Origin of the sequence: Paraburkholderia sp. RL18-101-BIB-B (assembly GCF_046026985.1) — a bacterium.
Taxonomy (GTDB): Bacteria; Pseudomonadota; Gammaproteobacteria; order Burkholderiales; family Burkholderiaceae; genus Paraburkholderia.
Genome location: NZ_JARESV010000058.1, coordinates 22937 through 48853, shown reverse-complemented (window position 1 = coordinate 48853; position 25917 = coordinate 22937). Strand labels below are relative to the sequence as shown.

Here is a 25917-nt window from a genome sequence, read left to right as displayed (position 1 = left end):
TTGCCGCAAAGAAAGTAGGCAAAGAAAGCGGCTTCACACCGCTAGCCTTTAAGCGGATCCCCCGCGCAGCTACGGTAGTGGCGCATCTGGAATCTGTGCTCTCGCCCAGTCCGCGTTCGTGACACAGCAGTCATTCTTCCGGCGGCGCTGCGCGCGCCGTTGCGGTCGTTCATCGAGCGGAGGCTTTCGGTGCGCGTTGGAGCGCGACCGAATAGGTTATTCGGCTCGTTGGGATGCCCATTGTGTTCAACATCTTCGGTGCGTGAAACGACGCGAGTTTCGCTCGTTGTTCCAGTGTTCCGATGTCTAGCAACGCAAGCAGTTCCGCGACCACCGCGTACAGTATGCCGACGTTGCCGTCCTCGATTTTTACGGCGATGCCCAGTGCGCCTTGCGCGCCCGCCCTCTTCGTCTGCTCCGATGTTCGTACGCCTATCGCGTAGCTGCCGTCCGCGCCCACCTTGCCGACCAGCGCGCCGTCGAAGGCTTGCATCAGCTGCGTGCAGAAGCGCCCCTCGCCCGCTACCCATTCCGGATAGGTTGTCATCGCGCGGTAGATTCGGGCGAGCGCCGTCGTGCGCGATGTGATGGACTGCGCGTGCGACGATACCTCGTCCTCCGCGGCGGCTAGCTTCGCGAACAGGCGTGCGAGGCGGTCTAGCGGAAACGCAGGGGTCGGTAGATTGCAGCCGTCTGTCGCCCATTGCACCGCGTCGTCAGGTAAATCGCAGACGTCCGCGACCGTGTGTTTTACTCGTACCTGCAACGGATGGTCGGGTCGCTCGTAGCCCGCTATCGCTGCCCCAATCGATTGCGCGCCGGCCAGCATGCCCGCGTGTTTGCCGGAGCAGTTGCTGCATACGGCGCCCGGCTTGAAGTCGCGTTTGAGCCAGTCGATGTAGACGGCGTCGGATAGCGGCGGATGGCCGCCGCAGCGTAAGTCGGCTTCGCTCGCCTGCGCCTTGGCCAGCATCTGTCGCGTGCGCTCGATGTGGCGCGCCTCACTGCTGTGCGAGCCGCACATCAGCGCAAGGTCGGCTTCGTCGAAGCCGAAACGCTCCAGCGCGCCGGTTTCCAACACCGCCAACGCTTGTGCGGGCTTCGCTGCGGAACGTGCGAGCGTCATACGCGATGGATCGCCGAATGACGCCAACAGGCGGCCGCTCGCGTCGACCACCGCGACGTGCGCCAGATGCGTGTTCTCAATCGAAGCGCCGCGATAGACAGTCGCCGCAATCGGTCCGGTTTCGCGCAAGCTCATGCTGTTCTCCTCGTGATCGATCGAATCGCTGGGACTGCATTGAATCATGGATTGCGCGGGCGATTCTACTTTCGTCTCGCGTGCGGTGGTTCTCAGGCGGTAGCGAGCGTGTCGTGAAGATGCTCGACGAGGTAGTCGATCAATGCCCTCACCTTCGGCGGCAAGAAACGATTCGGCGGATACAGCAGCCACACCGAGCCGACGTAGGCGCGTGCTTCGAGATTCCAGTCCGGCAGGACCTGCACGAGTTCGCCGCTCTGCAGTGATTCCGAGGCTGCGAATTCCGGTACACACGCAATGCCGAAGTCCTGCAGCGCGGCTTCGAGCCGCGCGCCGGCATGATTGGCGATGTAGCGGCCCTTCACGTCGACGCTCTGTGTCTCCGTGCCGCGGCGAAAGCGCCAGCGGTTGTCGTCGGTAGTCTCGCCGAGGTAGATGCAGGCGTGCTTCTGCAATTCGCGTGGCTGCGCCGGTGTGCCGCGTTCGCGCAAATATGCTGGCGACGCCACCAGCAGCCAGCGCACCGCGCCCAACCGGCGCCCCGCGAGTCCCTGCGGCGGATGCTCGGTCAGGCGGATCACCAGATCGACATCGTCCGCGAGTGGGTCGACGTCGTGGTCGGTGAAGAGGAGTTGCAGGTCGACTTCGTCGTAAGCGTGCAGGAAGCCGGGAATGAGCGGGTGTATCACGGACTTCGCGAACTGGGTCGGCGCGCTCACGCTCACCTTGCCTTGCGGTCTGCCGGCCAATTGCCCGGCGGCGTCCACCGCGCCCGACGCTGCGCTCACCATGTCGCGACAGAATCGCGCCACCTGGGCACCCGATTCCGTCACCCGTACCGTGCGCGTGGAACGCTCCAGCAGACGGGTCGCCAGGGCGTCTTCGAGACGCTTGATCTGACGGCTGACCGTGGACGGCGTGCTGCCGAGTTGCCGCGCCGCCACCGAGAAATTGCCGGCGTCGACGACGCGCGCGAAAACCGCCATGTCCGGTAGCAACGCGAAAAGCTCGGTTGGGGTCATCGTTCCGGGTCCGTGAGTGCGGGCAGGCTATTAATGCATTTGCGACATAAGCGCTGTGCGCCAAGACCCGATTATCACGCCTGGCGCAAAGTTCGACAATACGGTCTCGTTAGCTCGAGGTCCGGCCATGTCGAAACAAGAACGCCTGCTCATGTTGTCCGATCTGATGCTGCTCGCCGTCGCCGTCGTGTGGGGCACCAGCTACGGCGTGGTCAAAAGCGCCTTGGTGTTTTATCCGGTGCTCGGTTTGCTCGCGCTGCGCTTCGGTATCACTTTCGTGATCCTGTCGCCCGCCCTGCGCCACCTGCGCGCCGCCGATGGTCGCACGCTGCGCGGCGTGCTGATCGCCGGCGCGCTGCTTCTCGGCATCTTCCTGTGCGAAACCTTCGGCATCCTGATGACGCGCGCCGCCAACGCCGCGTTTCTAATCAGCTTGTGCGTGGTGCTGACGCCCATCGTCGAATGGTTGTTGCTCAAGCGCAAGCCGAGCCGTGTCGAATGGCTGGCGGTGGCGCTTTCACTGCTGGGCGCATGGCTGCTCGCCGGCGACGGCGCGCTGAGCCTCAATCCCGGCGACGCGCTGATTCTGCTCGCCGCCCTGCTGCGCGCGTTGACGGTGTGCGTGACCAAACGCGTGATGCGTGATTCGGCCCTGCCGCCGCTCTCGGTGACAGCGGTTCAGTCAGGCGTGGTGGCATTCGGCAGCGCGGCGGCCGCCTGGCTGTTTGCGCCACAGCAGTGGCAGCCCTTGCCCTCGATTGCGGGACATGCGGCGTTCTGGGGCTATGTCGGCTATCTGGTGATCGCTTGCACGCTGTTCGCGTTCTTCGCGCAGAACTTCGCGATCAAACGCAGCAGCCCGACACGCGTCTCGCTGCTGATGGGCAGCGAACCGGCGTTCGGGGCGTTGTTTGCCTGCATCTGGCTGGGTGAACGGATTTCGGTGACCGCGTGGGTCGGCGGCGCATTGATCGTCGCGGCATCGATTCTGGCGACGGTGCGATGGACCGCGCTGCGTGTGAGTGCCGCGCAGGCCTGACGCAACGTCTTGCGTCGATCAATGGCTCGGCGCCAGTTCCTCTTCGCGCTCCAGCGAGCGCGTGCGCCGGAGTTCGGGGAAGAAGCGCATCCATAGCAAGGCGACCGCGATGGTCGCTACGCCGCCCACCAGCACGGCGGGTCGCGCGCCCCACCACCCCGCCGACACGCCGGATTCGAATTCGCCCAATTGATTCGACGTCCCGATGAAAAGCGAATTGACTGCACTGACGCGCCCCAGCATTTCATCCGGCGTGCGCAGTTGCACGAGCGACAGACGCACGACCACGCTGATGGTGTCGGAAGCACCGAGCACCATCAGCGCGAGAAGCGACACGAGAAATTGATGCGACAGACCGAACACGACCGTGGCCGCGCCGAACGCGATCACGCCGCCGAACATCGCCGCACCGGGCCGGTTGCGCAGCGGGAAATGCGCGAGCCAGATGGTGCCCGCGAGCGCGCCGATGGCGGTGCCGGAGCGCAACAGTCCGAGACCGAGCGGGCCCGTGTGCAGCATATCGCGTGCGAAGACCGGCAATAGCGCGGTCGTGCCGCCGAACAGCACGGCGAACAGATCGAGCGACAACGCGCCGAGAATCACCGGTTCCTTGCGAATGAAGGCAATGCCCGAGAACACCGATTCAAGCGTGACGGGCGCGCGATTCGCCGGCTTCGTCTGTAGCGAGATGCCCCACACGGCTGTGGCCGCGGCCGCGAACGACAGGGTGCAGGCGAGATAGGCCGCGCCGGGGCCGATGCCATAGAGCAGACCGCCCAACGCCGGGCCTGCGATCTGCGCGGTCTGATTCGCGGAAGTGGCCCATGCGGTCGCTTTGGGCAACTGCCCGCGCGGCACGACGCCCGGCAACAGCGAAGCCACCGCGGGCGATTCGAAGGCGCGCGCCGCGCCGACGCATGCGGCCAGCACGTAGATGACGGGCGCGCTGATCCATCCGCCGAAGGTGCCGAAAGCGAATAACAATGCAGCGACGCTTTCGAGGCTTTGGCAGATGGCCGCGATGCGGCGGCGGTCGTAGCGGTCGGCGACATGTCCAACGACGAGCGTCAGCACGAACATCGGTAGAAATTGCGCGAGGCCGACGAGGCCGAGTGCGAAGGCGCTATGCGTGAGCGCGTAGATGTGCCAGCCCATTGCCACGGCGAGCATCTGGAACGACAGCGACGAGAGGATGCGGGTGCACCAGAAACGCTGAAATGCGGGGTGTTTCGGCAAACTAACGGATGAGGAACCGGGTGGCTCGGCGGGCGCTGGGGGCATGGAGTTCTTGCTCTTGACTGGGGGGCTTGGGCGGCCGCTAGTTTAGAGCAAGATGATTTGTTTTGGTTTACCGCCTCGTGCAGCCGGTCTCGCTGCCATACATCAAGCAGCGCACCGCATTCACGCCAGCACCGCCGGACGCGCCCGGGTAAATCGCGATTCGACGAGCAGATAAGAAAGGCTGCCGAGCACCGCCGTCATCACGACGCCGGTCAATACCGCGACAAGATAGGCAAGCCTGATGTCCGTGAAGTTGTGTTGCGCCACCAGCACGATGGTGGGATAAAAAGGCACGTGCCAGATGTATAGGCTATAGCTTGCGCGCCCTATTGCAGTAAGCGGCTTGAATTCCAGCGCACGCACGATCACCGAGCGCGGCGGGGAATGAATGACCCGGTAAATCATCAACGCGACGGACACCGCTAACAGCGTGTATCCGAACGTCTGAAGCCACGCCAAGGTCTTGAATGGGACATCCGAACAGGCCAACGCAATCCAGACCGCCATGAAAATCACCGCGCCGAGCACGCCCGCCGCTGTGGACTGCCTGGAACGAAGATGGGCAGGCACCAGTGCCAACAAACAACCTACTGCAATCGAGTCGATCCGGCAAAGCGTGAAAGTATAGATACCGTTGTCGGAAACCCCGGCAAAATGGCACACCACCCTGAACGCTATCGCCACCAGCAACAGCGCCACAGCCGGGCGAAAGTACGAATGGAAACGGGCAACGAGAATCGGGAAGACGAGATAAAAATGCCATTCCACGGCGAGCGTCCAGAAATGCGCCATGGTGAAGTGTTGATCGGCCAGCGCAACCCGGTCGCCGAACAGCGATTGCAGACTGGCCGTAAATGTCCATAGCAGATACTCGTTTCCTAGCACTTTGGTATGCGGATCGATGAGCAGCGCGACAAGCGTGAATATCAGCAGGCTCGCGACGTAGGCCGGCAGCAACCGAATTGCCCGGCGCCGAATGAACTTGGAATATGACGCGATTGAATTGACGGGCCGCTTCAATAGCGTTGTGGTGATGAGAAAGCCCGAGATCACGAAAAACACGTCCACGCCTATCCAGCCGGTCGACGCAATGCGCACGATGACGGACCAAACGCCGCCCAGTCCGGAAAGGCGACTGGAAAAATAGCTCGTGTAGTGAAACAGGACGACCAGCATCATCGAAATGGCACGGAGTCCATCGAGGCCGGTTACGTAGCGCAAAGAACTTGCGTCGCGGATGCTGTGTGTTTCCATCCGCGCATTTTACAGATTACAGAATACCCGCGGCTGCAAGATTCAGAAACGAGCGTAGTCGAGTCGAAATCGAGCCAGACAGGCGAGCGCCGCAAGCGGACGAAACTGAAGCGCTGGTCCTCTGCTTCGCACTACGACAGCAGACGTCCCACGCGCCGCACCACACGATGCAGCCGCGAAGGCACGGCGCGAACCTGAAGCGACGCCGCAGGCTGGTCCGGCGGCAACGGTGCGGCGGCCGCTTCCATGCGCGCCCAACTGGCGCATGCGAATTCGACATCGGCGCACTGCTGCATGTGAACCAGAAACTCGAGTTCGTTTCTTGCGGTGTCGAAGAAGTTCGCGCACGACATGCTCAGCAGGCCGTTTTCGACGAGCAGGCGGCAAATCCGCGCAAACGTGGCTGGCGTGAACACCCAGACATGCACGTCATGATAATTGCCGTTGGCAAAAGCATCCTGGGCAGCGGCCATGCCCTCCGCGAACGTATGCGCCGGCCGTCCACCGGACGGGAGGCCGGCCCAGATCGCCCCTGCATTCACGTCGTAACGCACATTCACGACATGGTCGAGGATGGCCTGCGGCTGAGGAATGCGCGCCCGCACGATATGAGCGCTCAACACGTCGCTGATGCGCGACTCCTCCCGCATCAGATCGAAAGTAAAGCGCTTGTCGGGCACCGCGAGACGCAGTTGGCCATCCGGTTTGAGGATCGCGCCGATCTCGGCAAACCAGCCGACCAGATCGGGCACATGTTCGACCACATGGGATGCGATCACGTAGTCGACGGATTTGCCACCTAGCGCTTCGGAGAGCGATTGCTTGCCCCAGACGGCGTCGACATCGACGAGCGCGCCGATGTCGACGTTCGGATCATGTTTATATTTTTCGCGCAGAGCGTCGGTGCTGGCGTGGTCGATGTAATAGACCGTACCGTCCGATCGTGTCACCACCGGCCGGCAGAGTGCGCCGATTTCCGCACCAATTGCAGTAGACAGATTCAGTCCAGATAGCAGATTGACCTTGCGATCCATTGCGCGATCTCCGGGGTGGTTCCGCGGAAGTCTACCGCATCGAAGGTCCGTTGGATTGTGCGTTGCGCTATTGGGTCCGACGTGCGGATACGGCGTGCAGAGCCCAGTTTGACGCTCGGGCGGCAAGCCAAAACAAAAAGCCGCTGAATCCTTACGGATTCAACGGCTTATCATTCGTTCCTGGCGGAGAGAGGGGGATTCGAACCCCCGATAGGCTATTAACCTATACACGCTTTCCAGGCGTGCGACTTAAACCGCTCATCCATCTCTCCGGCGGGGAGCCGAATTATAGCAAACTTCGCGCCCTGCGCCAGACCCACGCGCAAACCGGCCTAAGGATGCCGGATATAGTCCACCAACGCCCGCGTGTAAGCGTCCGGTTTGCGGTCAACCAGACTCACGCCGATCGCCACCAGAAAGCCCGCCGGCACGCCGAATACGCCGGAGCTGATCGGCTCGATCCCGAACCACCGCGCGCCGGCGAAGCCCGTCATCTGCGTGAAGAATGGATACGTGGAGACGATGTAGTAGATGCACACCACCAGCCCCGCCACCATACCCGCCACCGCGCCGAGCCGCGTGGTGCGCTTCCAGAACACGCCCAGCACCAGCACCGGAAACAGGCTCGAAGCCGCCAGCGAAAACGCCGCGCCCACCAGAAACAGAATGTTCCCCGTATTCAGCGACGCCACATACGAGGCAAACAGCGCGACCCCCAGCAACAGAATCTTCGAGATCGTCACGCGCCGCTGGCTCGACGCGTTCGGATCGACCATGTGGTAGTACACATCGTGCGACAACGCATTGGCGATGGTGAGCAGCAGACCATCCGCGGTGGAAAGCGCCGCGGCCAGCGCGCCCGCCGCGATCAGCCCCGACATCACATACGGCAGCCCCGCGATCTCCGGCGCGGCAAGCACGACCATGTCGGGCTGCATCTGAATCTCGCTCCAACGCACGATTCCGTCGCCGTTCGTATCGGCGAGGCTGATCAGGCTCGGCTCCACCTTGCGCCATTGCATGAGCCACTGCGGCAAATCCGAGAAATGATGGCCAACGAGATTGGTCAATATCTCGTACTTGATCAGCACCGCCAGCACCGGCACTGTCAGATAGAACAGCGCGACGAAAAAGAGCGTCCATCCGACAGAACGTCTCGCCGAAGCCACCGAGGTGGTCGTGTTATAGCGCGTCAGGATATGTGGCAGGCTCGCCGTGCCGAGCGACAGGCACAGCAGCAGCGAAAGAAAATTGCGTTCATGGGTGCGCCGGTCTTCATCGTTCACGGCGGGGAACGGCTCATGCATCGGCACGGGTGCGGCGGCGCGCATCAGCATTTCATCGCGTCGCTGGGTCCAGACAATCTGCGCGGCGGCGGCATCGCGTGGAAACTGTTCGAGCGCCCGCTCGCGCTCGTTGATCTCGCGCAGCGGGCCGTTATGGCGGCGTAGATCGGCGACCTCTTGCGTGAGACGCAGCTTCTCGTCGACGAACGATTGCGGCAACGTGTCGAGCCGCATCTGCATCAACGCGGCACGGCGTCGATAATCGTCGCGCACGGTCTGCTCGAGCGGCGCGTCGCGCACCTGCTTCTCGAGGCCTTCGACACGCTCCATCAAACGGCCGTAGTTGAATTGCGGCACCCAGCCCAGGCCGTCCTTGTGCGCGATCATCGACACGGGAATCAGAATCGCCGCGATCAGGATGATGTACTGCGCGACCTGCGTCCACGTCACGGCGCGCATGCCGCCGAGAAACGAACACACGAGAATGCCAGCGAGTCCGCAGAAGATGCCGACGGCGAAATCCACGCCGATAAAGCGCGTCGCGATCAGGCCGACGCCCTGGATCTGCGCGACCAGATAAACGAACGAGCACAGGATCGCCGCCAGCGCCGCAAGGCCGCGCACGGCGTTGCTCGAAAAACGCGTGCCGAGAAAATCGGGAATCGTGTAGCGCGCGAGCTTGCGCACATACGGCGCGAGCAGGAACGCGACGAGGCAATAGCCGCCGGTCCAGCCCATCAGATACGCGAGACCGTCATATCCGGTCGCATAGATCGACCCGGCAAGGCCGATGAACGAGGCCGCCGAAAGCCAGTCGGCCGCCGTCGCCATGCCGTTGAAGGCGGACGGCACGCGCCGCCCCGCCACGTAGTATTCGACCAGGTCGGAAGTCCGCGATAGTAGACCGATCACCGCATACACCGCGATTGGCACGAACAGAAACACATAGCCGATCCACACACCGGGACCGGTGGTGCGCTCGATGCGCCACATCACGTAGATGAAAAGCAGAAAGCCGAGTGTGTAAAGGGCGTAGTAGCGGATCAGCCGGTTCGTGAGCTTCATCGGCTTAGTTTCCGAGCGCGGTGAGCGCGTCGGCAACGGCGCTGGCGTCCGCTTCCAAAGCGCGTTGCAGCCGGCGGTCGGCGCGCTGCATCAGCACGATATAGACGACGATGAGCGCCAGATAGATCAGGATCGCGCCCTGCGCGCCGAAATAGAACGGTAACCTGAAGCCGCCGACGCGCACCTGCGCCAAAGCCGGCGCCATCAATGGCAGGACGAACGACACGATGAAGCCCAAGGTCATCAACGTCGCAATCAACGCGAGGTTGAAACGCCAGTACTTTTGATGCGCGCGCGCCATCGCTGCCGAGACCGCGGGCGGTTCGGGCGGCGGATTGAGCGTAGCGTGAGAGGAGTGGTGCGGCGCGGCCATGCGCCTATGTATCAAAAAGCCACCGGGCAGGCAATCGGGATTGACCGCGCGGTGGCTTCAACAACGTGGCTTCTGTAGTGAATATCTGCGTCGAAGCAAGAGTGTGTCGTTCGACACGCTCTTGCCGTTCACACGGACAAACCCAGGCTCAGAGCGACTCGCCGAGCTGATCGAGAATCGCCGGGTTCTCCAGCGTCGACACGTCCTGCGTGATTTCCTCGCCCTTCGCGAGCGAGCGCAACAGGCGGCGCATGATCTTGCCCGAGCGCGTCTTCGGCAGGTTCTCGCCGAAGCGGATGTCCTTCGGCTTGGCGATCGGACCAATCTCCTTGCCGACCCAGTTGCGCAGTTCGTTGGCGAGCTTCACCGCTTCCTCGCCTTCCGGACGCGCCCGTTTCAGCACGACGAACGCGCACACGGCTTCGCCGGTGGTCGCATCGGGGCGTCCCACCACAGCGGCTTCCGCGACGAGCGGGTTCGACACCAGCGCCGACTCGATCTCCATCGTGCCGAGCCGGTGACCCGACACGTTCAGCACGTCGTCGATACGTCCCATGATCGTGAAGTAGCCGGTGTCCTTGTCGCGCACGGCGCCGTCGCCGGCGAGGTACAACCTGCCGCCGAGTTCTTCGGGGAAGTAGCTCTTCTTGTAGCGGTCCGGATCGCCCCACACGTTGCGCAGCATCGACGGCCACGGACGCTTCATCACCAGAATGCCGCCCTGCCCGTTCGGCACATCCTGGCCGGTTTCGTCGACGACCGCGGCCATGATGCCCGGCAGCGGCAGCGTGCACGAGCCCGGCACCAAAGGTGTCGCGCCCGGCAGCGGCGTGATCATGTGGCCGCCGGTTTCGGTTTGCCACCACGTATCGACGATCGGGCAACGGCTACCGCCGACGTTCTCGTAATACCAGATCCACGCTTCCGGATTGATCGGCTCGCCGACCGTGCCGATGATGCGCAGCGTCGACAGATCGTAACTCTTCGGGTGCACCTTCTCGTCGGCGTCGGCAGCCTTGATCAGCGAGCGGATCGCGGTCGGCGCCGTATAGAACAGCGAGACCTTGTGCTTGGCGATCATGTCCCAGAAGCGGCCGGCGTTCGGATAGGTCGGCACGCCTTCGAACACGACCTGCGTGCCGCCAAGCGTCAACGGACCATACGTGATGTAGCTATGGCCGGTGATCCAGCCGATGTCGGCGGTACACCAGAACACGTCGGAGGGCTTCCAGTCGAAGGTCCACTTCAGGGTCTGCGCCGCCCACAGCAGATAGCCGCCGGTGCTGTGCTGCACGCCCTTCGGCTTACCCGTCGAACCCGACGTGTACAGGATGAACAAAGGATGCTCGGCGCCGACCCACTCGGGCGCGCATTGATCCGATTCGCCTTGCGTGACCTCGTGCATCCACAGATCGCGGCCTTCGTTCCAGGCGACCTTGCCGCCGGTGCGCTGGTACACGATCACGCTCGTGACTGCTTCGCAGCCGCCCATCGCAAGCGCTTCGTCGGCGATGTTTTTCAGCGGCAATGCTTTGCCGCCGCGCATCTGTTCGTCGGACGTGACGAGCGCGACCGCGCCCACGTCCACCAGCCGCTCATTGAGCGACTTCGACGAGAAGCCGCCGAACACCACCGAATGCGTCGCGCCGATCCGCGCACAAGCCTGCATCGCGACGATGCCTTCGATCGACATGGGCATATAGATCACCACGCGGTCGCCCTTCTTCACGCCGCGCTTCTTCAACGCGTTCGCAAAGCGCGAGACACGTTGCAGCAGATCCTGATAGGTGACGTTGGTGACGGTGCCGTCGTCGGCTTCGAAGATGATCGCGACGCGCTCGCCGTTGCCAGCTTCGACATGACGGTCGATGCTGTTATACGAGGCGTTGATCTGGCCGTCTTCGAACCACGTGTAGAACGGCGCATTCGACTCGTCGAGCACCTTGGTGAAGGGTGTGTTCCAGCTTAGCGTCTCGCGAGCGAGGCGCCCCCAGAAGCCTTCGTAATCGCGCTCCGCCTCGGCGGCCAGCGCCCGGTACGCGTCCATGCCGGAGATCGCGGCGCCTGCCGCTGCTTCAGCGGAGGGCGGGAAAACACGGCGTTCGTGAAGAACCGATTCAATCGCAGACATCGACAACCCCTTGGTGAAGATGAAACGTAAAACCTGTGCCAGCGCGCGTCTGGCGCGCCATGTCTTGTTGACGCCGCAACGAGCGGCGCGCTGTCTCCAACCCTCGCGCGTCGTTTCACCGATCATCGCGCCACGGCCCGTCACTCTGCAACGACCACTCATGCGGCACTGCAACATGAGTGTGCGCCGGACGACGTTCCGCTCTCACGCTCAAACATAAGCGCTGCAACTTACCGGCCACTTACGCGCATGGCGCCAGACTGCCAGCGAAAACCCTAACGCGGCTCATGTGACGCCAGCGGCGCATGAAGATGCAGCGCGAGGCAACGCATGCTACGCGCTCCGTGACGAACATGTGCTTGACCCGCCACCTATATCGTCGAGCATCCTGCATGCCGCGACACCAGGCGCGCCGTTACGCTGGCTCGCACGGCCTCTTACAATGCTAACTGAACTAGCCGCCTGGATTCCAGCCTGAATCGTTACTCCCTGCTTCTCATTACCTCGATGCTGCTGGTCGGCAGCAATGTCGGAATTGGTAAATCGATCGTCGACTTTGTCCCCGTCCCTCTGCTCGCGCTGCTGCACTTCGTGATCGCGATGGCAGTACTGTGGCCGCTTGTGCGCGTGTCAAGACTGCGCCACGTGAAGCGCGATGAATGGTTCAATCTGTTCCTACAGGCACTGTTCGGCACCTTCGGGTTTACGCTGCTGATGCTGGGCGGCGTGCAACGCACGAGCGCGGTCGCGGGCGGTGGCATCACGAGCACGATCCCCGCGGTCGTCGCGCTGCTCTCGTGGCTCATCCTCAAAGAGCGTCCGAACGGTCGGGCACTCGCGTCGATCGCGCTGGCAATCGTCGGCGTGGTTGTCATCCATCTCGCTCACGTGGATCAGAGCGCGGCCGGCGAGACATCGTTCACGGGCAATGCCGCCGGTGGCGTCGTGAGCCCTGAAGCCTGAACGCGCGAGCCGCAATTCGCCACGCGCGCCGCGTGTCGGGCGCCGCCAACCTGCCCGCCGCAACGCAGCAAATTCACCCGACGCTGTACAATAGCGCGCCTGACGCGAGCTTTTCCGGCCTCCCTTGGCCGTGCACCGCGCCGTCTGCGCCTGGTTTGCGTGCCTGATTCGCGTGCGTGCTGAGGAGTATTGCGCGTGCCGGGTCGGCGCATTTGGTCCATGTTCCGTCACCTGCGTTTCATCTGACTCTTGCCCATGTCCGCTCCGCGATCCGACTCCGCCCATCAGCGCCGCCCGATGCGCCCGGTCCCTGCCATCATTTTCATGAGCCGCTGGCTGCAGTTGCCGCTCTATCTGGGCCTGATCGTCGCCCAGGGCGTCTACGTCGTGCTGTTCCTCAAGGAAGTCTGGCATCTCGTCACGGCCTCCATGACGCTCGACGAAACCAACATCATGCTGGTCGTGCTCGGCCTGATCGACGTGGTCATGATCTCGAACCTGCTGATCATGGTGATCATCGGCGGGTATGAAACGTTCGTGTCGCGCCTGGGCGTCGAGGGTCACCCGGACGAACCGGAATGGCTCGACCACGTGAACGCGGGCGTGCTCAAAGTCAAATTGTCGATGGCGCTGATCAGCATCTCGTCGATCCATCTGCTGAAGACCTTCATAAGCCCCGATCAGAACACGACGCATACGATCATGTGGCAAGTGATCATCCACGTCGCGTTCCTCGTCTCGGCGCTCGTGATGGCACTGGTCGACCGCCTCACTACGCATACGCATCCCAAGCATTTCGAAGAGCCCACGGTGCTGCACGCCGTGGGTGCCGTTAAAGGTTCCACTCCCCTGAAGGCGCACGACTGACCCGCACTGCCCCGCGTGTCTGAAAACAAGCGCCACTGTCCCCACTGAGCTAGCCATGACCGTCATCAAACAGGAAGATCTGATTCAGAGCATTGCTGATTCGCTTCAGTACATCAGCTACTACCACCCGCTCGATTACATCCAGGCCTTGGGCCGCGCCTACGAGCTCGAACAGAGCCCGGCCGCGAAGGATGCCATCGCGCAGATTCTCACCAACAGCCGCATGTGCGCCGAAGGCAAGCGCCCGATCTGCCAGGACACCGGCATCGTCACGGTGTTCGTGAAGGTCGGTATGGACGTGCGTTGGGACGGTGCGACGATGGGCGTCACCGACATGATCAACGAAGGCGTGCGCCGTGGTTACCTGAACCCGGACAACGTGCTGCGCGCGTCGATCGTGAGCCCGCCGGAAGGCGGCCGCAAGAACACCAAAGACAACACGCCGGCCGTGATCCACTACGAGATCGTGCCGGGCAATACGGTCGACGTGCAGGTCGCCGCCAAGGGCGGCGGCTCGGAAAACAAGTCGAAGTTCGCGATGCTGAATCCGTCGGATTCGATCGTCGACTGGATTCTGAAGACCGTGCCGACCATGGGTGCGGGCTGGTGCCCGCCGGGCATGCTCGGCATCGGCATCGGCGGCACCGCTGAGAAAGCGATGGTGATGGCGAAGGAATCGCTGATGGATCCGATCGACATTCAGGACGTGATCGCACGCGGCCCGAAAGACTGGATCGAAGAACTGCGCGTTGAATTGCACGAGAAGGTCAATGCGCTCGGGATCGGCGCGCAAGGTCTCGGCGGTCTCGCCACCGTGCTCGACGTGAAGATCATGGCCGCGCCGACGCACGCCGCGTCCAAGCCGATCGCGATCATCCCGAACTGCGCGGCTACGCGTCACGCGCACTTCACGCTGGACGGTTCCGGCGTCGCCAAGCTCGAAGCGCCGTCGCTCGACGCATGGCCGAAGGTGCAGTGGGAGCCGGACACCGAGAAGAGCAAGCGCGTCGATCTGAACACGCTCACGCCGGAAGAAGTCGCTGCGTGGACGCCGGGCCAGACGCTGCTGCTGTCGGGCAAGATGTTGACGGGCCGGGACGCGGCCCACAAGCGCATCGCTGACATGCTCGCCAAGGGCGAGAAGCTGCCGGTCGACTTCACGAACCGCGTGATCTACTACGTCGGCCCGGTCGATCCGGTGCGCGATGAAGCCGTCGGCCCCGCAGGCCCGACCACGGCAACGCGCATGGACAAGTTCACCGAGACGATGCTGTCGCAGACCGGCCTGATCTCGATGATCGGCAAAGCGGAGCGCGGCCCCGTCGCCATCGAGGCGATCAAGAAGCACAAGGCCGCGTATCTGATGGCCGTGGGTGGCGCGGCGTATCTCGTCTCGAAGGCGATTCGCAGCGCGAAGGTTCTCGCGTTCGAAGACCTCGGCATGGAAGCGATCTACGAGTTCGACGTGCAGGACATGCCGGTGACGGTGGCTGTCGATTCGAACGGCACTTCCGTTCATCAGACCGGCCCGAAAGAATGGCAAGCAAAGATCGGCAAGATTCCGGTCGCGACGGTTTGATTGGTATTGACATCCGCTGAGTAATTCAAAGCCGGGGCCTGAAACCCCGGCTTTTTTTATGATGAAATGAGAACGGTACGCATCACGCGAAAAACCCTCTAAAATCAGGCGAAAAACTGATTTTTTGCCTTGGCTTTTTGCGTTTCGCCGTTTATTGTTCTGGGAAATTCAAAGCCCCTACAAGGACACACCATGCAAGGCGACAAAAAGGTCATCGAATATCTCAACTCGCAGTTGAAAAACGAACTGACCGCCATCAATCAGTACTTCCTGCATGCGCGGATGTATAAACACTGGGGCCTCGAGAAACTCGGCAAGCATGAATACGATGAATCGATCGGCGAAATGAAGCACGCCGACTGGCTCATCGAACGTATTTTCATGCTCGACGGTCTGCCGAATCTGCAAGACCTGCACAAGCTGCTGATCGGTGAGGAAACGAAAGAAATCCTCGAATGCGATTTGAAGCTCGAACAGATTTCGCAGAGCACCTGTAAAGAAGCCATCGCATATTGCGAAACGGTTCGCGATTTCATCTCGCGTGAAATCTTCACGAAGATTCTCGACGACACCGAAGAGCATATCGACTGGCTCGAAACGCAAATCGACCTGATCGGCAAGGTCGGCATCCAGAACTACCAGCAATCCGCAATGGGCTCGGTCGAGTCCTGATCGAACCAGGTTGCAACCGTCCGCGCGCCCGTTCATGGGTCAGCTTATTTGCGATGGCCCTGGCCGCGCGGACGATATACTTGCGCACTTTCCTGTTTTTCCGAGTTTCCCTTGAGTGCTGTGCCGCACGCGTCCTCTTCGCCTATGCCCGCAGAATCACCGTCCATGAATGCAAGAATGTTCACGTCTGGCGCCGGATCGCGCGCACCGGTCGGCATTTTCGATTCGGGGCTCGGCGGTTTGTCGGTGTTGCGGGCGGTCCGGGCACAACTGCCTGACGAAGCGATTCTGTACGTCGCCGACTCGCTCTACGCCCCGTACGGCGAGCGCGACGACGACTTCATCGCCGACCGCACGCTTGCGATCGGCGAATGGCTGGTCAAACAAGGCGCAAAGGCGCTGGTGGTCGCCTGCAATACAGCAACCGCGCAGTCGATCGCGCTGGTTCGCGAAAAGCTGCCTATTCCGCTGGTCGGCGTCGAACCTGGCGTCAAACCCGCCGCGCTCCAGTCGAAAACGCGTGTCGCCGGCGTGCTCGCCACCCAAGTGACGCTGCGCAGCGCCCGCTTCCAGGCGCTGCTCGAACGCTACGCCGCGGATTGCCGCTTTCTTTGCCAGCCTGGCCACGGGCTCGTGCAGGCCGTGGAACGCTGCGACGTCGGCTCCGCCGAATTGCGGGCGCTGCTGCGCGGCTACCTGCAACCCATGCTCGACGCCGGCGCGGATACGCTGGTGCTCGGCTGCACGCACTACCCGTTTCTGGATGCGGCGATTCGCGACATCGTCGGCGAACGGCTGATGCTGATCGACACGAGCGTCGCTATCGCGCGCCAACTGGAACGAGTGCTCGACCAGCACGGTTTGCGCGCGGCGCCCGAAAACACGACCACTGTTCTGCCCCGCTTTTATTCGACCGGCGACGGCTCGCATCAGCAGCAGCTGGCCGCGACCCTGTTGCATATCGACGCCACCGTCGAACAGGTGTCGATCCCCTCGCGCCGCACGGCAGCGCCGGACTCCCAAGCCGCATAAACTGCCACCCAAGCGCCGTTTTTGGCCCGTTGCGCGGCCTTCCGCGCGCTTTTTAGGCGCTTTTCCGCGCCGCCCGCCGCTGGCACCAGATTCCGTCTCATAGACGAAACCCTTCTAAGAGTCTGGTTTTGTTACAAAAAATCAAGCAGGACGCTTGCCAAACGGACCAAACAAAATGATAATAATTCGCATTAACGTTAGCTATGACGCCCGCCATGATTGTCTGTGTCTGCAAGTCTGTTTCTGACCGAAAGATCCGTGCTTCGATCGAGGAAGGCATGGATTCGTTTGACGAGCTTCAGTTCGAGCTCGGCGTTGCATCCTGCTGTGGCAAGTGCGCCGACTCCGTGCGCGACGTCATGATGAAAAGCGGCGTCTGCGCGAGCCGTTGTGGTTTCGAGCATCACCCGCAAGCCGTACCGCTGACATTTTACGAACGCAAGGCCGCCTGAGCCAGGTTCCAGGGCGCGGTTCACGCCGCGCCTCGAGCGCTCTTACCGCTCCTGCCGTTTTCGCTGTTCAAGCGTTATCCCACTGCCGTCAGCAAGCCAGTATTCGTACCAGCCAGCTACCCGCTCACCCGTCACAGGAGTTCGAGATGGAATTGCTGATTGGTTTCGTGACTACTTTGTTCATTTCGCTGCTGATTTTTCGAACATGACGATGTCTTGTCTGACGCGCTGCATCGACAGCGCGCCACCACGCTAACATGCAGGCTTCGCATACCGCTTCAGCCGGCGCCATGCCGGCTTCGTCCACTCGCACGAACTCCCGCGTCCTGACCGCAACCGCCGTGGTTGCAGCGATTCACGTCGCGTTGCTTGCCGTCGTGATGACCTTGCGTCACGACCCCGTGCAGCCGGCCCTCGAATCGCACGTCATGACCGCGCAGTTGCTGCCGCCGGCGCCGGTTGCCGCGCCGGTCGCGATGCAGTCGATCGCGCCGCCGCCACCCACGCCGACGCCGCCGGTTCATACCAAGCCGAAGGTCCAGCCGAAGCCGACTCCGACGCCCAAGCCAACGCCTCTACCGGTGGCCGCCGCGCCGTCGCCGACGCCCGTCGCGGCGCCCGATCCGACGCCGCCCGCGCCGGCTGCACCCGTTGCGCCGCCCGCGCCTGCCGCGCCGGCGATCGGCCATCAGACGATGGAGATCAGCGCGCCCAAGAACGTCTCGCACCTCGACTGCAACATCGCCAAGCCCGAGTACCCGTCGCTCTCGAAGCGCCGCGGCGAAACCGGCACCGCGTACGTGAAGTTCGTGGTCGGCCTGACCGGCAAGCTCGAAAACATCGAATTGAAGAAGAGCAGCGGCTTCAGCCGCCTCGACGACGCCGCGCTCGCCGCCGTGCACGGGAGCGCCTGCAAGCCTTATCTCGAGAACGGCCAGCCGATTCGGGCCGCCTACACCCAGCCTTACGACTTCAATCTGAACGATTGAGGCAGATTTTAAAAAAAGGAATTGCAATGCAAAACTACGGACTGGCGCACGTCTGGGCGCAAGGGGATTTCGTGACGCGCGGGATCGCGCTCGCGCTGTTGATCATGTCGGTGATGTCGTGGAGCGTGATCGTCATCAAGGGCTGGAACGTGATGCGCCTGAACCGCCTCACGAAGAATGCCGAGCAGGCGTTCTGGCATTCGGACGACCTCGCCGACGGCGTGAAGAAGCTCGGCGCCGGGTCGTCGACGCCGCAGGACAATCCGTTCCTCGCGCTGGCGCTGTCGGGCCAGGAAGCGGCCGACCATCATCATCAGACGCAGCCGCATCTGCACGACCGCATGGACGTGTCGGACTGGGTCACGCGCTGCCTGAAGGACACGATGGACGAAAGCGTCGCGCGCATGCAGAGCGGGCTCGCGATTCTCGCGTCGATCGGCAGCACGGCGCCGTTCGTCGGTCTGTTCGGCACGGTGTGGGGCATCTATCACGCGCTGCTAGCCATCGGCGCGAGCGGCCAGTCGTCGATCGATCAGGTGGCCGGTCCGGTCGGCGAAGCGTTGATCATGACCGCGTTCGGCCTCTTCGTCGCGATTCCGGCGGTGCTCGGCTACAACGCACTGACGCGCGCCAACAAGGCGGTGGTCGCCAAACTGAGCCGTTTTGCGCACGGCCTGCATGCATTCTTCGTGACGGGCGCACGCCTGTCGTCGTCCAAGCGCGGCGACGGCCTGCGTCTTGCCGCGCGCACGAACTGATCGACGAGGCACTCCGATGGCAATGAGCCCCTTCGCCGGCGACGATGACGACGGCCTGATGAACGAAATCAACATGACGCCGCTCGTCGACGTGATGTTGGTTCTCCTGATCGTCTTCATGGTGACGATTCCGGTGATTCGTCATGCGGTCAAAATCGATCTGCCGCACGCAAGCAGTCAGAAGGAAGACACCAAGCCCGCGCAGGTGACGGTCACGGTCGACGCGGACGGCAACGTCATGTGGGACGACAAGAAGCTCGACGACGCCGCACTGCGCGCGAAGATTGCAGAGGCCGCGCAAGCGAACCCGCAACCCGAGCTGCATCTGGATGCGGACCGCAAGGTTCCGTACGAGAAAGTGGCGGAAGTGATGTCGGCGGCACAAGCCGGCGGCCTTACGAAGATCGGCTTCGTTACGCAACCGAAAGCCAGGTGACGCCGTAAAAAGCCCTTGAAACAAGGGCCAAAAAGTAAAAGGCCTTCATCGTCAGATGAAGGCCTTTTTTTGTGCGCACTCGGCGCCTTCGGGCGGCGGGATCATTTGCCATCGTTCGAAGATTGATAGCTCGTCGAATCACCGCATGCGACAGCCGTGATCGACACGGACAGCGCGGTCAGCCCTATCAGGCCCGCTATGATAGCGGCCATGAGTTTCCGCATAAGAGACTCCTTAGCGAAGGGATTTCACTATAGGCCCGTCCGCGCGCGCATTCAAGCAAACGGCCATTGAAAGTACTCATGACAGGCCACGCTTAAATGCTAAAAGCGATGTTGCGGTCCGTAACAAGTGCTATGGCGCAATTGCGAACATCGGCTGCGCGGCAACGACATTTACCTCGCGCGCGGGACACTCGCCCGCGATGTGTTTACCGTCGTCAGGATCGAGCATCTCGACCAGATAATCGACAAAGGCGCGCACGGCCGGCACCATCCCCTGCCGCGACACGAATACGGCGTACAACTGCGGCGTCGGAAACGTCCAGCCCGGCATAACCGGCGACAATTGGCCGGCTCGCAGCGCGGCGCCATACATCATCTCCGGCAGCGCGGCGATGCCGACGCCGGCGAGCACCGCTTCACGAATCGTCATCAGATCGGCGGTCACGAGGCGCGGCTCGTGTTCGTGCGCATGACGCGTGCCGTCGGGCGCGATCAGGTTGTAGACGTGGCGTCCGTCGCCGGTCGGCACGTCGAGCGTTTCGAAACCGTTCAGATCGGCTGGCAGCAATGGCGGCGCATTCTGTTGCAACAGGCTCGGCGCGCCGACCAGCATCTGCTGCGTGCGCCACAGCGGCCGCACCACGATATTGGCGTTTTCCGGCGGATCCGAGCGCACCCGCAGCGCGACGTCGATCGAATCCTCGAACAGATCGACCACGCGGTTCGTCACGCGCATCACCACCCGCACTTCCGGATAGCGATGCATGAATTCGGGCAGGATCTGCGACAGAATGGTCTGCGAGATCGTGACCGGCACGCTGACACGCACTGTGCCGCGCGGCGACGAGCGCAGCTGCTGGACAACGTTCACGGCCGCCTGCGCCTCGCTCAGCATCGCCTGGCAATGCTGGTAGAACAATTGCCCGGCTTCGGTCAGCGCCAGCTTGCGCGTGGATCGCTGCAACAGCCGCACGCCGAGCGACGCTTCCAGTTCGGTCAGACGGCGCGACAGGCGCGACTTGGAAATCCCCAGCACGCGTTCGGCGGCCGAAAACCCGCCGTGTTCGACAACCTGCGAAAAATACATCAGGTCATTCAGATTATGTGAATCGATCTTCATCTCATCGTTCCAGTAATAGAACAATCCATTGCGTGAGGGCGGCTGGCACCCCGGAAAACGGTCCCTATAATAGCTCCATGTTTCAAAAATAACGCTATTCCCCATTTTTTGAGGTGACTTTGATGAGCACGACCCGCACGATCGAACGCACGTTCCCGGCCGTTCGCACGACCGAGGGTGGCGGCTTTATCGTCCACCGCCCGTTTCCCACCCGCCTGCTGATGGACTTCGATCCGTTCCTGCTGCTCGATGAAATGGGCCCGATCGACTACGCGCCGGGCGAGGCCAAAGGCGCGCCCGACCATCCGCATCGCGGCTTCGAAACGGTCACGTATGTGCTCGAGGGACAGTTCGGCCACAAAGATTCGGCCGGCCATTCCGGCACCCTGCACGCCGGCGACGTCCAATGGATGACCGCGGGCGCGGGCGTCGTGCACAGCGAGATGCCGGACCCGTCGTTCATCCGCACCGGCGGACGCGTGCACGGCCTGCAACTGTGGGTGAATCTGCCGCGCCGCGACAAGATGATCGAGCCGCGCTACCAGGAAATTCCGTCGTCGAGCATTCCCGTGGCGACCTCCGCGGACGGCAAAGTGCGCGTCAAGGTGATCGCCGGCGAGGCGCTCGGCGTCAAAGCGGCAATCGAAACGCGTACGCCGATCCTGTACCAGCATTTCTCGCTGCAACCGGGCGCGACGATCCGGCAGCCGGTACCGGCCGACTATCGCGTGTTTGCCTATAGCCTGTCCGGCAAGGGCTTCTACGGTGAAGGCGAAGCGCGTCAGGAAATCGACGCGCAGAAAATGGTCGTGTTTCAGAACGATGGCGACTCCGTGACGCTCACGGCCGGCGCGGAGCCACTCGAGGTGCTGCTGCTAGGCGGCGTGCCGCTGAAGGAGCCTGTGGTGCGCTACGGCCCGTTCGTGATGAATACGGAAGACGAGATTCGCCAGGCTGTCGTTGATTACCAGGCGGGGCGCATGGGCGCGATCACGCATTGAGTCGTCGACGGGCGCGGCACGGCCCGTCCGCGGCGCAACCCGAGGCGCGAAGGCCGGTAAATTCGTTCACAATAGCAATTCAGGCCGCGCGCCACGCCGTTCACTGATAACGGGCCGTGGCGCGCGGCGATTTCCGTCCCTGTTCAGGAGCGCGCATGGCAGAGTCCACCGTCACCGCACACATCGGTTCGACGAATTTCCAGGTTCTTTTCGACGACGGCACGCACACATGGCTTGCCGACGAACCCGAGTCGCTCGGCGGCGGTGATCGCGGGCCGACACCCGTCTCGCTGCTGCTGTCGAGCCTCGGTGCTTGCACGTCGATCACGCTGAAGATGTACGCCCAGCGCAAGGACTGGCCGCTCGCCGACGTGCGCGTGACGCTCTCGCTCGAAACCGGCGACGCGGGCACGACCATCGATCGCAGGATCGTGCTCGAAGGCGATCTGTCCGACGAACAGCGGGAACGGCTCTTGCAAATCGCCAATCAGTGCCCGGTTCACAAGATCCTCACGCATTCGATCACGATCCGTTCGGGGCTCGCCGTCGCTTAAACGCTTTCATAGGAAGCCGTCGTTTTGAATTTCGAACACCTTATCCAGATCAACGACCCGTTGAATCCGTTTGTCGAATCGATGACCCGCGAGCAGTTGTGGGAGGGTCTCGTGCTGCGTGCCGAACAGCCGCAACTGTTCGTGATGGGGCTCGATAGTTGCACGATTCTTTCGCGCGAAGGCAACGTCCTCGAACGGGAGTTGCACTATGGCCAGGCCACGGTGCGCGACCGCGTCACGCTGGAGGAGAGCCAGAGCGTGCGCTACGACATTCTGCCGACGGCCGATCACGTCGGCGGCTCGCTCACCATGACGATCGAGCAACCGGACGAACTGCAACTGTTCCTGCGCTTCGAGTACGCGACCACGCTGCCCGAATCGACCGATCCCGACGCGCATCAGACGCAGGAGATCGTGAAGTCGGCATATCGGGAGAACGATATCGATACCGTTCGGCTGATTCGCCAGTATGTGCAAACGAAACAGGAGCCCGGCACGCTGCATTGAATGTCGCGCGGGCACGCTGCTCGCCATTGAGCGCAAGACCGCCGAACGAGCTGGCGGTCTTGCTGCAAACTCCTCCGCCGTTCCGCCTCTCCTCCCCACAGACTATCGAAAATCAAATCCGATCAATTTCTCTTCCTTGTAAATGGGAATAGTTATCATTTAGAATTAATCCATCGAATCGACCAACAGCTAAAACGAATGACCGATCCCACGCGCCCTTCCACACTCAGCCTGCGCCGCCCGGCGGCCGCGCTGACCAGCCGCCCGAAAACGTCGACGGCAACGGCATCGGCAACCGGCCAGAAACCTGGCGCGGATCGGACTAACGGTTCGGGTGAGACGTCGGAGCGAGTCGTACGGAGCGACGCTCTGTTGCAAGGACATAGCCACGTCAGCATCGTGCATAACGGCGAGACCTATCAGTTGCGGGCAACGCGCTTAGGCAAGCTGATCCTGACGAAGTAGGAACGAATAGCAGTCAGTACCGGGTATTGTGGGGACCACCTCCCAGAGAGGTGTTGGGCAGTAGCCAGCCACGACGGCTTGCACGTGAGAACTAGACCCCTTCGTGCAGACACCAAGCCAGCCGTCGCAGCAAGCCAGGCCGCTTTTTTTGGTTCTCACTCGATACGGCAGCACGCAACGCCGTGTGCCGATCATGCGGAAAATGGAAAAGCCGTGGGATGTTGTCATCTCCACGGCTTTTTGTTTTGTGCCGGCGCTAACTACTGCGACCGTAAGCGTTGAATGCGCTACTTCGAAGCCCAGCCCCAGAACATCAACCACCACGCGCTATCGACCACGGCCAGTGCCGCGGCAAACCACACCATCGCGAGGCCGCGTTGAACGAAACGCTCGCTATAGCGGCGCGTGACGAGCCAGGCGAGCCATGCGCTCCACAGATTGGCAATTGCCAGAATCGCGATGCGCATATCCGACGCCCACCACAACGACACATGCTCCGCGCGCAACAGCGACAGCGTAGTAGCGGACAGGCCGAGGAACACGCCCGCGCCGGCAATCGGAATCAGCCCTTGCGTCAAATGATGCAGACGCACGATATTGAAGCGCCCCAGCATGCGCGTCGCGCCCATCAGCAGCACTAGCAGCGCGGTGCCGTACACCAGTGCCGTGGCGAGGATGTAGCCGATCACCATCGTGCCGTCGAGCCACGAGAACACGTCGTTCTGTTCAGGGTAATGCGTGAACAGGAACCACGGCGCGTTGGTGTCGAGCGGCCAGGTGATGTCGTGATCGACCAGCCAATTCGCGAAGAACATCTTCAGATCGATGAACCAGCGCGACGCGGTCCAGTGGAACGCGCCGATCGCGATGCCGAGCAGGCCATAGAGGATCAACGCGGTATCCCACGCATTGGCCTGCTTGTCGCCCAACTGGACCACTTCCGACGACGGCGCGCGCCACGTCAACGCAATCGCGTCGCGGTGGCCGCTGCATCGTCCGCACATATGGCAGTCCGACGCGCCCTTCATATTGCGCAACGGCACGAGCGGCGCGCAATTGATTGGAATCACGCGATGCCCATGCTCGCCGTTCTTGTAGGAGCGGCGCCATGCATCTTCATCGACTTTGTAGTGGAACGGCGCGAGGCGCGCCAGAAGCGAAAAAACCCCGTTGACGGGGCACAGATACTTGCACCAGACACGCTTCTCACGTCCGTATAGCAAGCCGATGATCATCGCCGCGAAAGTCGAGCCGCCCAACACCAGCAGCACGGCCTTCGGATACTGGTAGACGCTCACCATCTGTCCGTAGATGGTGGTGATGCCGAACGCGACGAACGGCCAGCCGCCCCAGCGCATCCAGCGTGGAATCGCCCAGCCTCGCCCGTATTTGCTGGCGAATTCGGCGAGCGCGCCTTCGGGGCACAGCACGCCACACCAGACGCGGCCGAGCATGACCATCGAGAGCAAGACGAACGGCCACCAGATACCCCAGAACACGAACTGCGCGGCGAGCGTCAGGTTGTTCCACAGGTGCGCCGTGTCGTCCGGCAGCGGCATCACGGCCGGCACCAGAATCAGAAACGCGTACACCGCCACCACGACCCACTGAATGCCGCGAATCGCGGCACCGTGACGTTGCATCCACTGCCCGGCCGCCGCGAGGCGCCCCGGACGGGTCATGACCGTGCTCATGCCGTGCGCCCGGCGGCTTGCGGCGCCGGCTTGCGATTCGCGCGGCGCACCAGCAGATAGACGACCGCCCAATACGCCACATAGGCGATCAGATTCATCAGCGCCGGGTGAGCGCGATAGCCGGTGAGCGTGGCGACCAGCGAACCGAAGGTGCTCGAATCATCGAGGATCGCCGATGAATTCCACATCTGGTCGACGATCGTCGGCAGGATTTCCTTGTCGATCAGCTTGTCGACACCGGTCTGGAACAGACCCGCGCCGAGAAACAGCAGCATGATTTCCGTGATGCGGAAAAAGAGCCGCCACGAGAAGATCTTGCCGCCCAGTTGCAGCACGTAGAAGGTCAGGAATGCGAGCGCCAGGCCGATCACGACCGCGAGCGTCTGGCTGGCGTCCACGTGACCCGACTGGCCGAAGCCGAGCCCGTACAGAAAGATCACCGTCTCGCTGCCTTCACGCGCAATGGCCAACGCCACCAGCAATGCGACGCCCCACCAGTTCGAATCGCGCTGGCTCTTTTGCAGCGACTGTTCCATGTCGCGCTTGAGCGTGCGGCCGTGCCGCTTCATCCACAGCACCATTTGCACGATCAGCACGCAGGCGACCAGCACCATCGCGGTCTGGAAATAATCCTGCGCGTCACCGGAGAGCACTTCGGTGAAGCCGACCAGCGCGGCGCCGAGCGCCACCGCCGCTATCACGCCAGCCGCCACGCCGCCCCACAGGTACGGCAAACCGCGGCGCGCGTCGTCGTCGCCATTTTTCAGCCACGCGTACAGGATGCCGACGACCAGCAACGCCTCGACACTTTCCCGCCATACGATGAATAGAATCTGACCCATCAAGCTCTCCCTCTAC

General features: G+C 62.3%; 24 protein-coding genes, 1 tRNA gene and 1 pseudogene. 14 read left to right on the top strand and 12 right to left on the bottom strand.

Annotation, left to right across the window (positions count from 1 at the left end):
• Positions 1 to 169: 169 nt before the first annotated feature.
• Together P0D73_RS40420 and P0D73_RS40415 are read right to left on the bottom strand one after the other, a co-directional pair.
• Entirely contained in the window at positions 170 to 1261 is a 1092-nt protein-coding gene (locus tag P0D73_RS40420) for an asparaginase (protein WP_408315733.1), read from the bottom strand.
• 92 nt (positions 1262 to 1353) lie between these two features.
• The gene (locus P0D73_RS40415) at positions 1354 to 2283 is read right to left on the bottom strand and encodes a LysR family transcriptional regulator (protein ID WP_408435559.1); all 930 of its coding nucleotides are present in this window, start codon (positions 2281 to 2283) and stop codon (positions 1354 to 1356) included.
• Positions 2284 to 2410: 127 nt separating this feature from the next.
• On the opposite strand from P0D73_RS40415, the gene P0D73_RS40410 reads away from it, so the two are divergent.
• On the top strand, positions 2411 to 3322 hold the full coding sequence (locus tag P0D73_RS40410) for a DMT family transporter (RefSeq protein ID WP_408182066.1): 912 nt from the start codon (positions 2411 to 2413) through the stop codon (positions 3320 to 3322).
• 18 nt (positions 3323 to 3340) lie between these two features.
• On the opposite strand, the gene P0D73_RS40405 is transcribed toward P0D73_RS40410, so the two are convergent.
• The 7 genes from P0D73_RS40405 to acs form a co-directional block, all read right to left on the bottom strand.
• Entirely contained in the window at positions 3341 to 4603 is a 1263-nt protein-coding gene (locus P0D73_RS40405) for an MFS transporter (RefSeq protein ID WP_408435557.1), read from the bottom strand.
• 120 nt (positions 4604 to 4723) lie between these two features.
• Positions 4724 to 5857: an acyltransferase family protein gene (locus P0D73_RS40400; protein ID WP_408435555.1), complete on the bottom strand. Its 1134-nt coding sequence runs from the start codon at positions 5855 to 5857 to the stop codon at positions 4724 to 4726.
• A 131-nt stretch (positions 5858 to 5988) separates the two neighbouring features.
• On the bottom strand, positions 5989 to 6891 hold the full coding sequence (locus P0D73_RS40395; RefSeq protein ID WP_408435553.1) for a methyltransferase: 903 nt from the start codon (positions 6889 to 6891) through the stop codon (positions 5989 to 5991).
• Positions 6892 to 7072: 181 nt separating this feature from the next.
• Positions 7073 to 7163: transfer RNA gene (locus P0D73_RS40390), tRNA-Ser, on the bottom strand.
• A gap of 60 nt (positions 7164 to 7223) precedes the next feature.
• Positions 7224 to 9242, bottom strand: a complete 2019-nt coding sequence (locus P0D73_RS40385) for a sodium:solute symporter family protein (protein ID WP_132375191.1) — start codon at positions 9240 to 9242, stop codon at positions 7224 to 7226.
• A gap of 4 nt (positions 9243 to 9246) precedes the next feature.
• Positions 9247 to 9615: a DUF4212 domain-containing protein gene (locus P0D73_RS40380; RefSeq protein WP_408315889.1), complete on the bottom strand. Its 369-nt coding sequence runs from the start codon at positions 9613 to 9615 to the stop codon at positions 9247 to 9249.
• Positions 9616 to 9763: 148 nt separating this feature from the next.
• Complete coding sequence (acs, locus tag P0D73_RS40375; RefSeq protein ID WP_408280049.1) at positions 9764 to 11746, bottom strand: acetate--CoA ligase; 1983 nt, start codon at positions 11744 to 11746, stop codon at positions 9764 to 9766.
• A gap of 474 nt (positions 11747 to 12220) precedes the next feature.
• On the opposite strand from acs, the pseudogene P0D73_RS40370 reads away from it, so the two are divergent.
• From P0D73_RS40370 to P0D73_RS40330, 9 genes and pseudogenes are all read left to right on the top strand, one after another.
• Positions 12221 to 12676: pseudogene (locus P0D73_RS40370) on the top strand (DMT family transporter); the annotation flags it as partial.
• A gap of 288 nt (positions 12677 to 12964) precedes the next feature.
• Positions 12965 to 13576, top strand: coding sequence for a TIGR00645 family protein (locus P0D73_RS40365; protein ID WP_132375194.1), 612 nt, complete (start codon positions 12965 to 12967; stop codon positions 13574 to 13576).
• Positions 13577 to 13631: 55 nt separating this feature from the next.
• Positions 13632 to 15155 (top strand): fumarate hydratase, encoded by a 1524-nt coding sequence (locus P0D73_RS40360; RefSeq protein ID WP_012432444.1) that lies wholly within the window; start codon positions 13632 to 13634, stop codon positions 15153 to 15155.
• A 192-nt stretch (positions 15156 to 15347) separates the two neighbouring features.
• Positions 15348 to 15827 carry a bacterioferritin gene (bfr, locus tag P0D73_RS40355; protein ID WP_132375196.1) on the top strand — a complete coding sequence of 160 codons (480 nt, stop codon included), beginning with the start codon at positions 15348 to 15350 and terminating at the stop codon, positions 15825 to 15827.
• 144 nt (positions 15828 to 15971) lie between these two features.
• The gene (gene murI / locus P0D73_RS40350; protein ID WP_408280044.1) at positions 15972 to 16859 is read left to right on the top strand and encodes a glutamate racemase; all 888 of its coding nucleotides are present in this window, start codon (positions 15972 to 15974) and stop codon (positions 16857 to 16859) included.
• 215 nt (positions 16860 to 17074) lie between these two features.
• Positions 17075 to 17311: a (2Fe-2S)-binding protein gene (locus P0D73_RS40345; RefSeq protein WP_012432441.1), complete on the top strand. Its 237-nt coding sequence runs from the start codon at positions 17075 to 17077 to the stop codon at positions 17309 to 17311.
• Between the two features lie 257 nt (positions 17312 to 17568).
• Positions 17569 to 18300 carry an energy transducer TonB gene (locus P0D73_RS40340; RefSeq protein ID WP_408435551.1) on the top strand — a complete coding sequence of 244 codons (732 nt, stop codon included), beginning with the start codon at positions 17569 to 17571 and terminating at the stop codon, positions 18298 to 18300.
• Between the two features lie 26 nt (positions 18301 to 18326).
• Entirely contained in the window at positions 18327 to 19058 is a 732-nt protein-coding gene (locus tag P0D73_RS40335) for a MotA/TolQ/ExbB proton channel family protein (RefSeq protein WP_106285023.1), read from the top strand.
• Positions 19059 to 19074: 16 nt separating this feature from the next.
• Positions 19075 to 19494: an ExbD/TolR family protein gene (locus P0D73_RS40330; RefSeq protein WP_132375200.1), complete on the top strand. Its 420-nt coding sequence runs from the start codon at positions 19075 to 19077 to the stop codon at positions 19492 to 19494.
• A 354-nt stretch (positions 19495 to 19848) separates the two neighbouring features.
• Here P0D73_RS40330 and P0D73_RS40325 read toward each other — a convergent pair whose 3' ends face one another.
• Positions 19849 to 20838 carry a LysR family transcriptional regulator gene (locus tag P0D73_RS40325; protein WP_132375201.1) on the bottom strand — a complete coding sequence of 330 codons (990 nt, stop codon included), beginning with the start codon at positions 20836 to 20838 and terminating at the stop codon, positions 19849 to 19851.
• A gap of 122 nt (positions 20839 to 20960) precedes the next feature.
• On the opposite strand from P0D73_RS40325, the gene P0D73_RS40320 reads away from it, so the two are divergent.
• The 4 genes from P0D73_RS40320 (at position 20961) to P0D73_RS40305 (ending at position 23365) form a co-directional block, all read left to right on the top strand.
• Entirely contained in the window at positions 20961 to 21839 is an 879-nt protein-coding gene (locus tag P0D73_RS40320) for a pirin family protein (RefSeq protein WP_132375202.1), read from the top strand.
• Positions 21840 to 21994: 155 nt separating this feature from the next.
• Positions 21995 to 22393, top strand: a complete 399-nt coding sequence (locus tag P0D73_RS40315) for an OsmC family protein (RefSeq protein WP_408182080.1) — start codon at positions 21995 to 21997, stop codon at positions 22391 to 22393.
• A gap of 24 nt (positions 22394 to 22417) precedes the next feature.
• On the top strand, positions 22418 to 22900 hold the full coding sequence (locus P0D73_RS40310) for an SRPBCC family protein (RefSeq protein WP_408182081.1): 483 nt from the start codon (positions 22418 to 22420) through the stop codon (positions 22898 to 22900).
• A gap of 198 nt (positions 22901 to 23098) precedes the next feature.
• Entirely contained in the window at positions 23099 to 23365 is a 267-nt protein-coding gene (locus P0D73_RS40305) for a hemin uptake protein HemP (protein ID WP_408182082.1), read from the top strand.
• 287 nt (positions 23366 to 23652) lie between these two features.
• Here P0D73_RS40305 and P0D73_RS40300 read toward each other — a convergent pair whose 3' ends face one another.
• Positions 23653 to 25059 (bottom strand): 4Fe-4S binding protein, encoded by a 1407-nt coding sequence (locus tag P0D73_RS40300; RefSeq protein WP_408182084.1) that lies wholly within the window; start codon positions 25057 to 25059, stop codon positions 23653 to 23655.
• On the bottom strand, positions 25056 to 25901 hold the full coding sequence (locus P0D73_RS40295) for an FTR1 family iron permease (protein ID WP_132375207.1): 846 nt from the start codon (positions 25899 to 25901) through the stop codon (positions 25056 to 25058). The genes P0D73_RS40300 and P0D73_RS40295 overlap by 4 nt, the downstream gene beginning before the upstream one ends.
• Positions 25902 to 25917 lie beyond the last annotated feature (16 nt).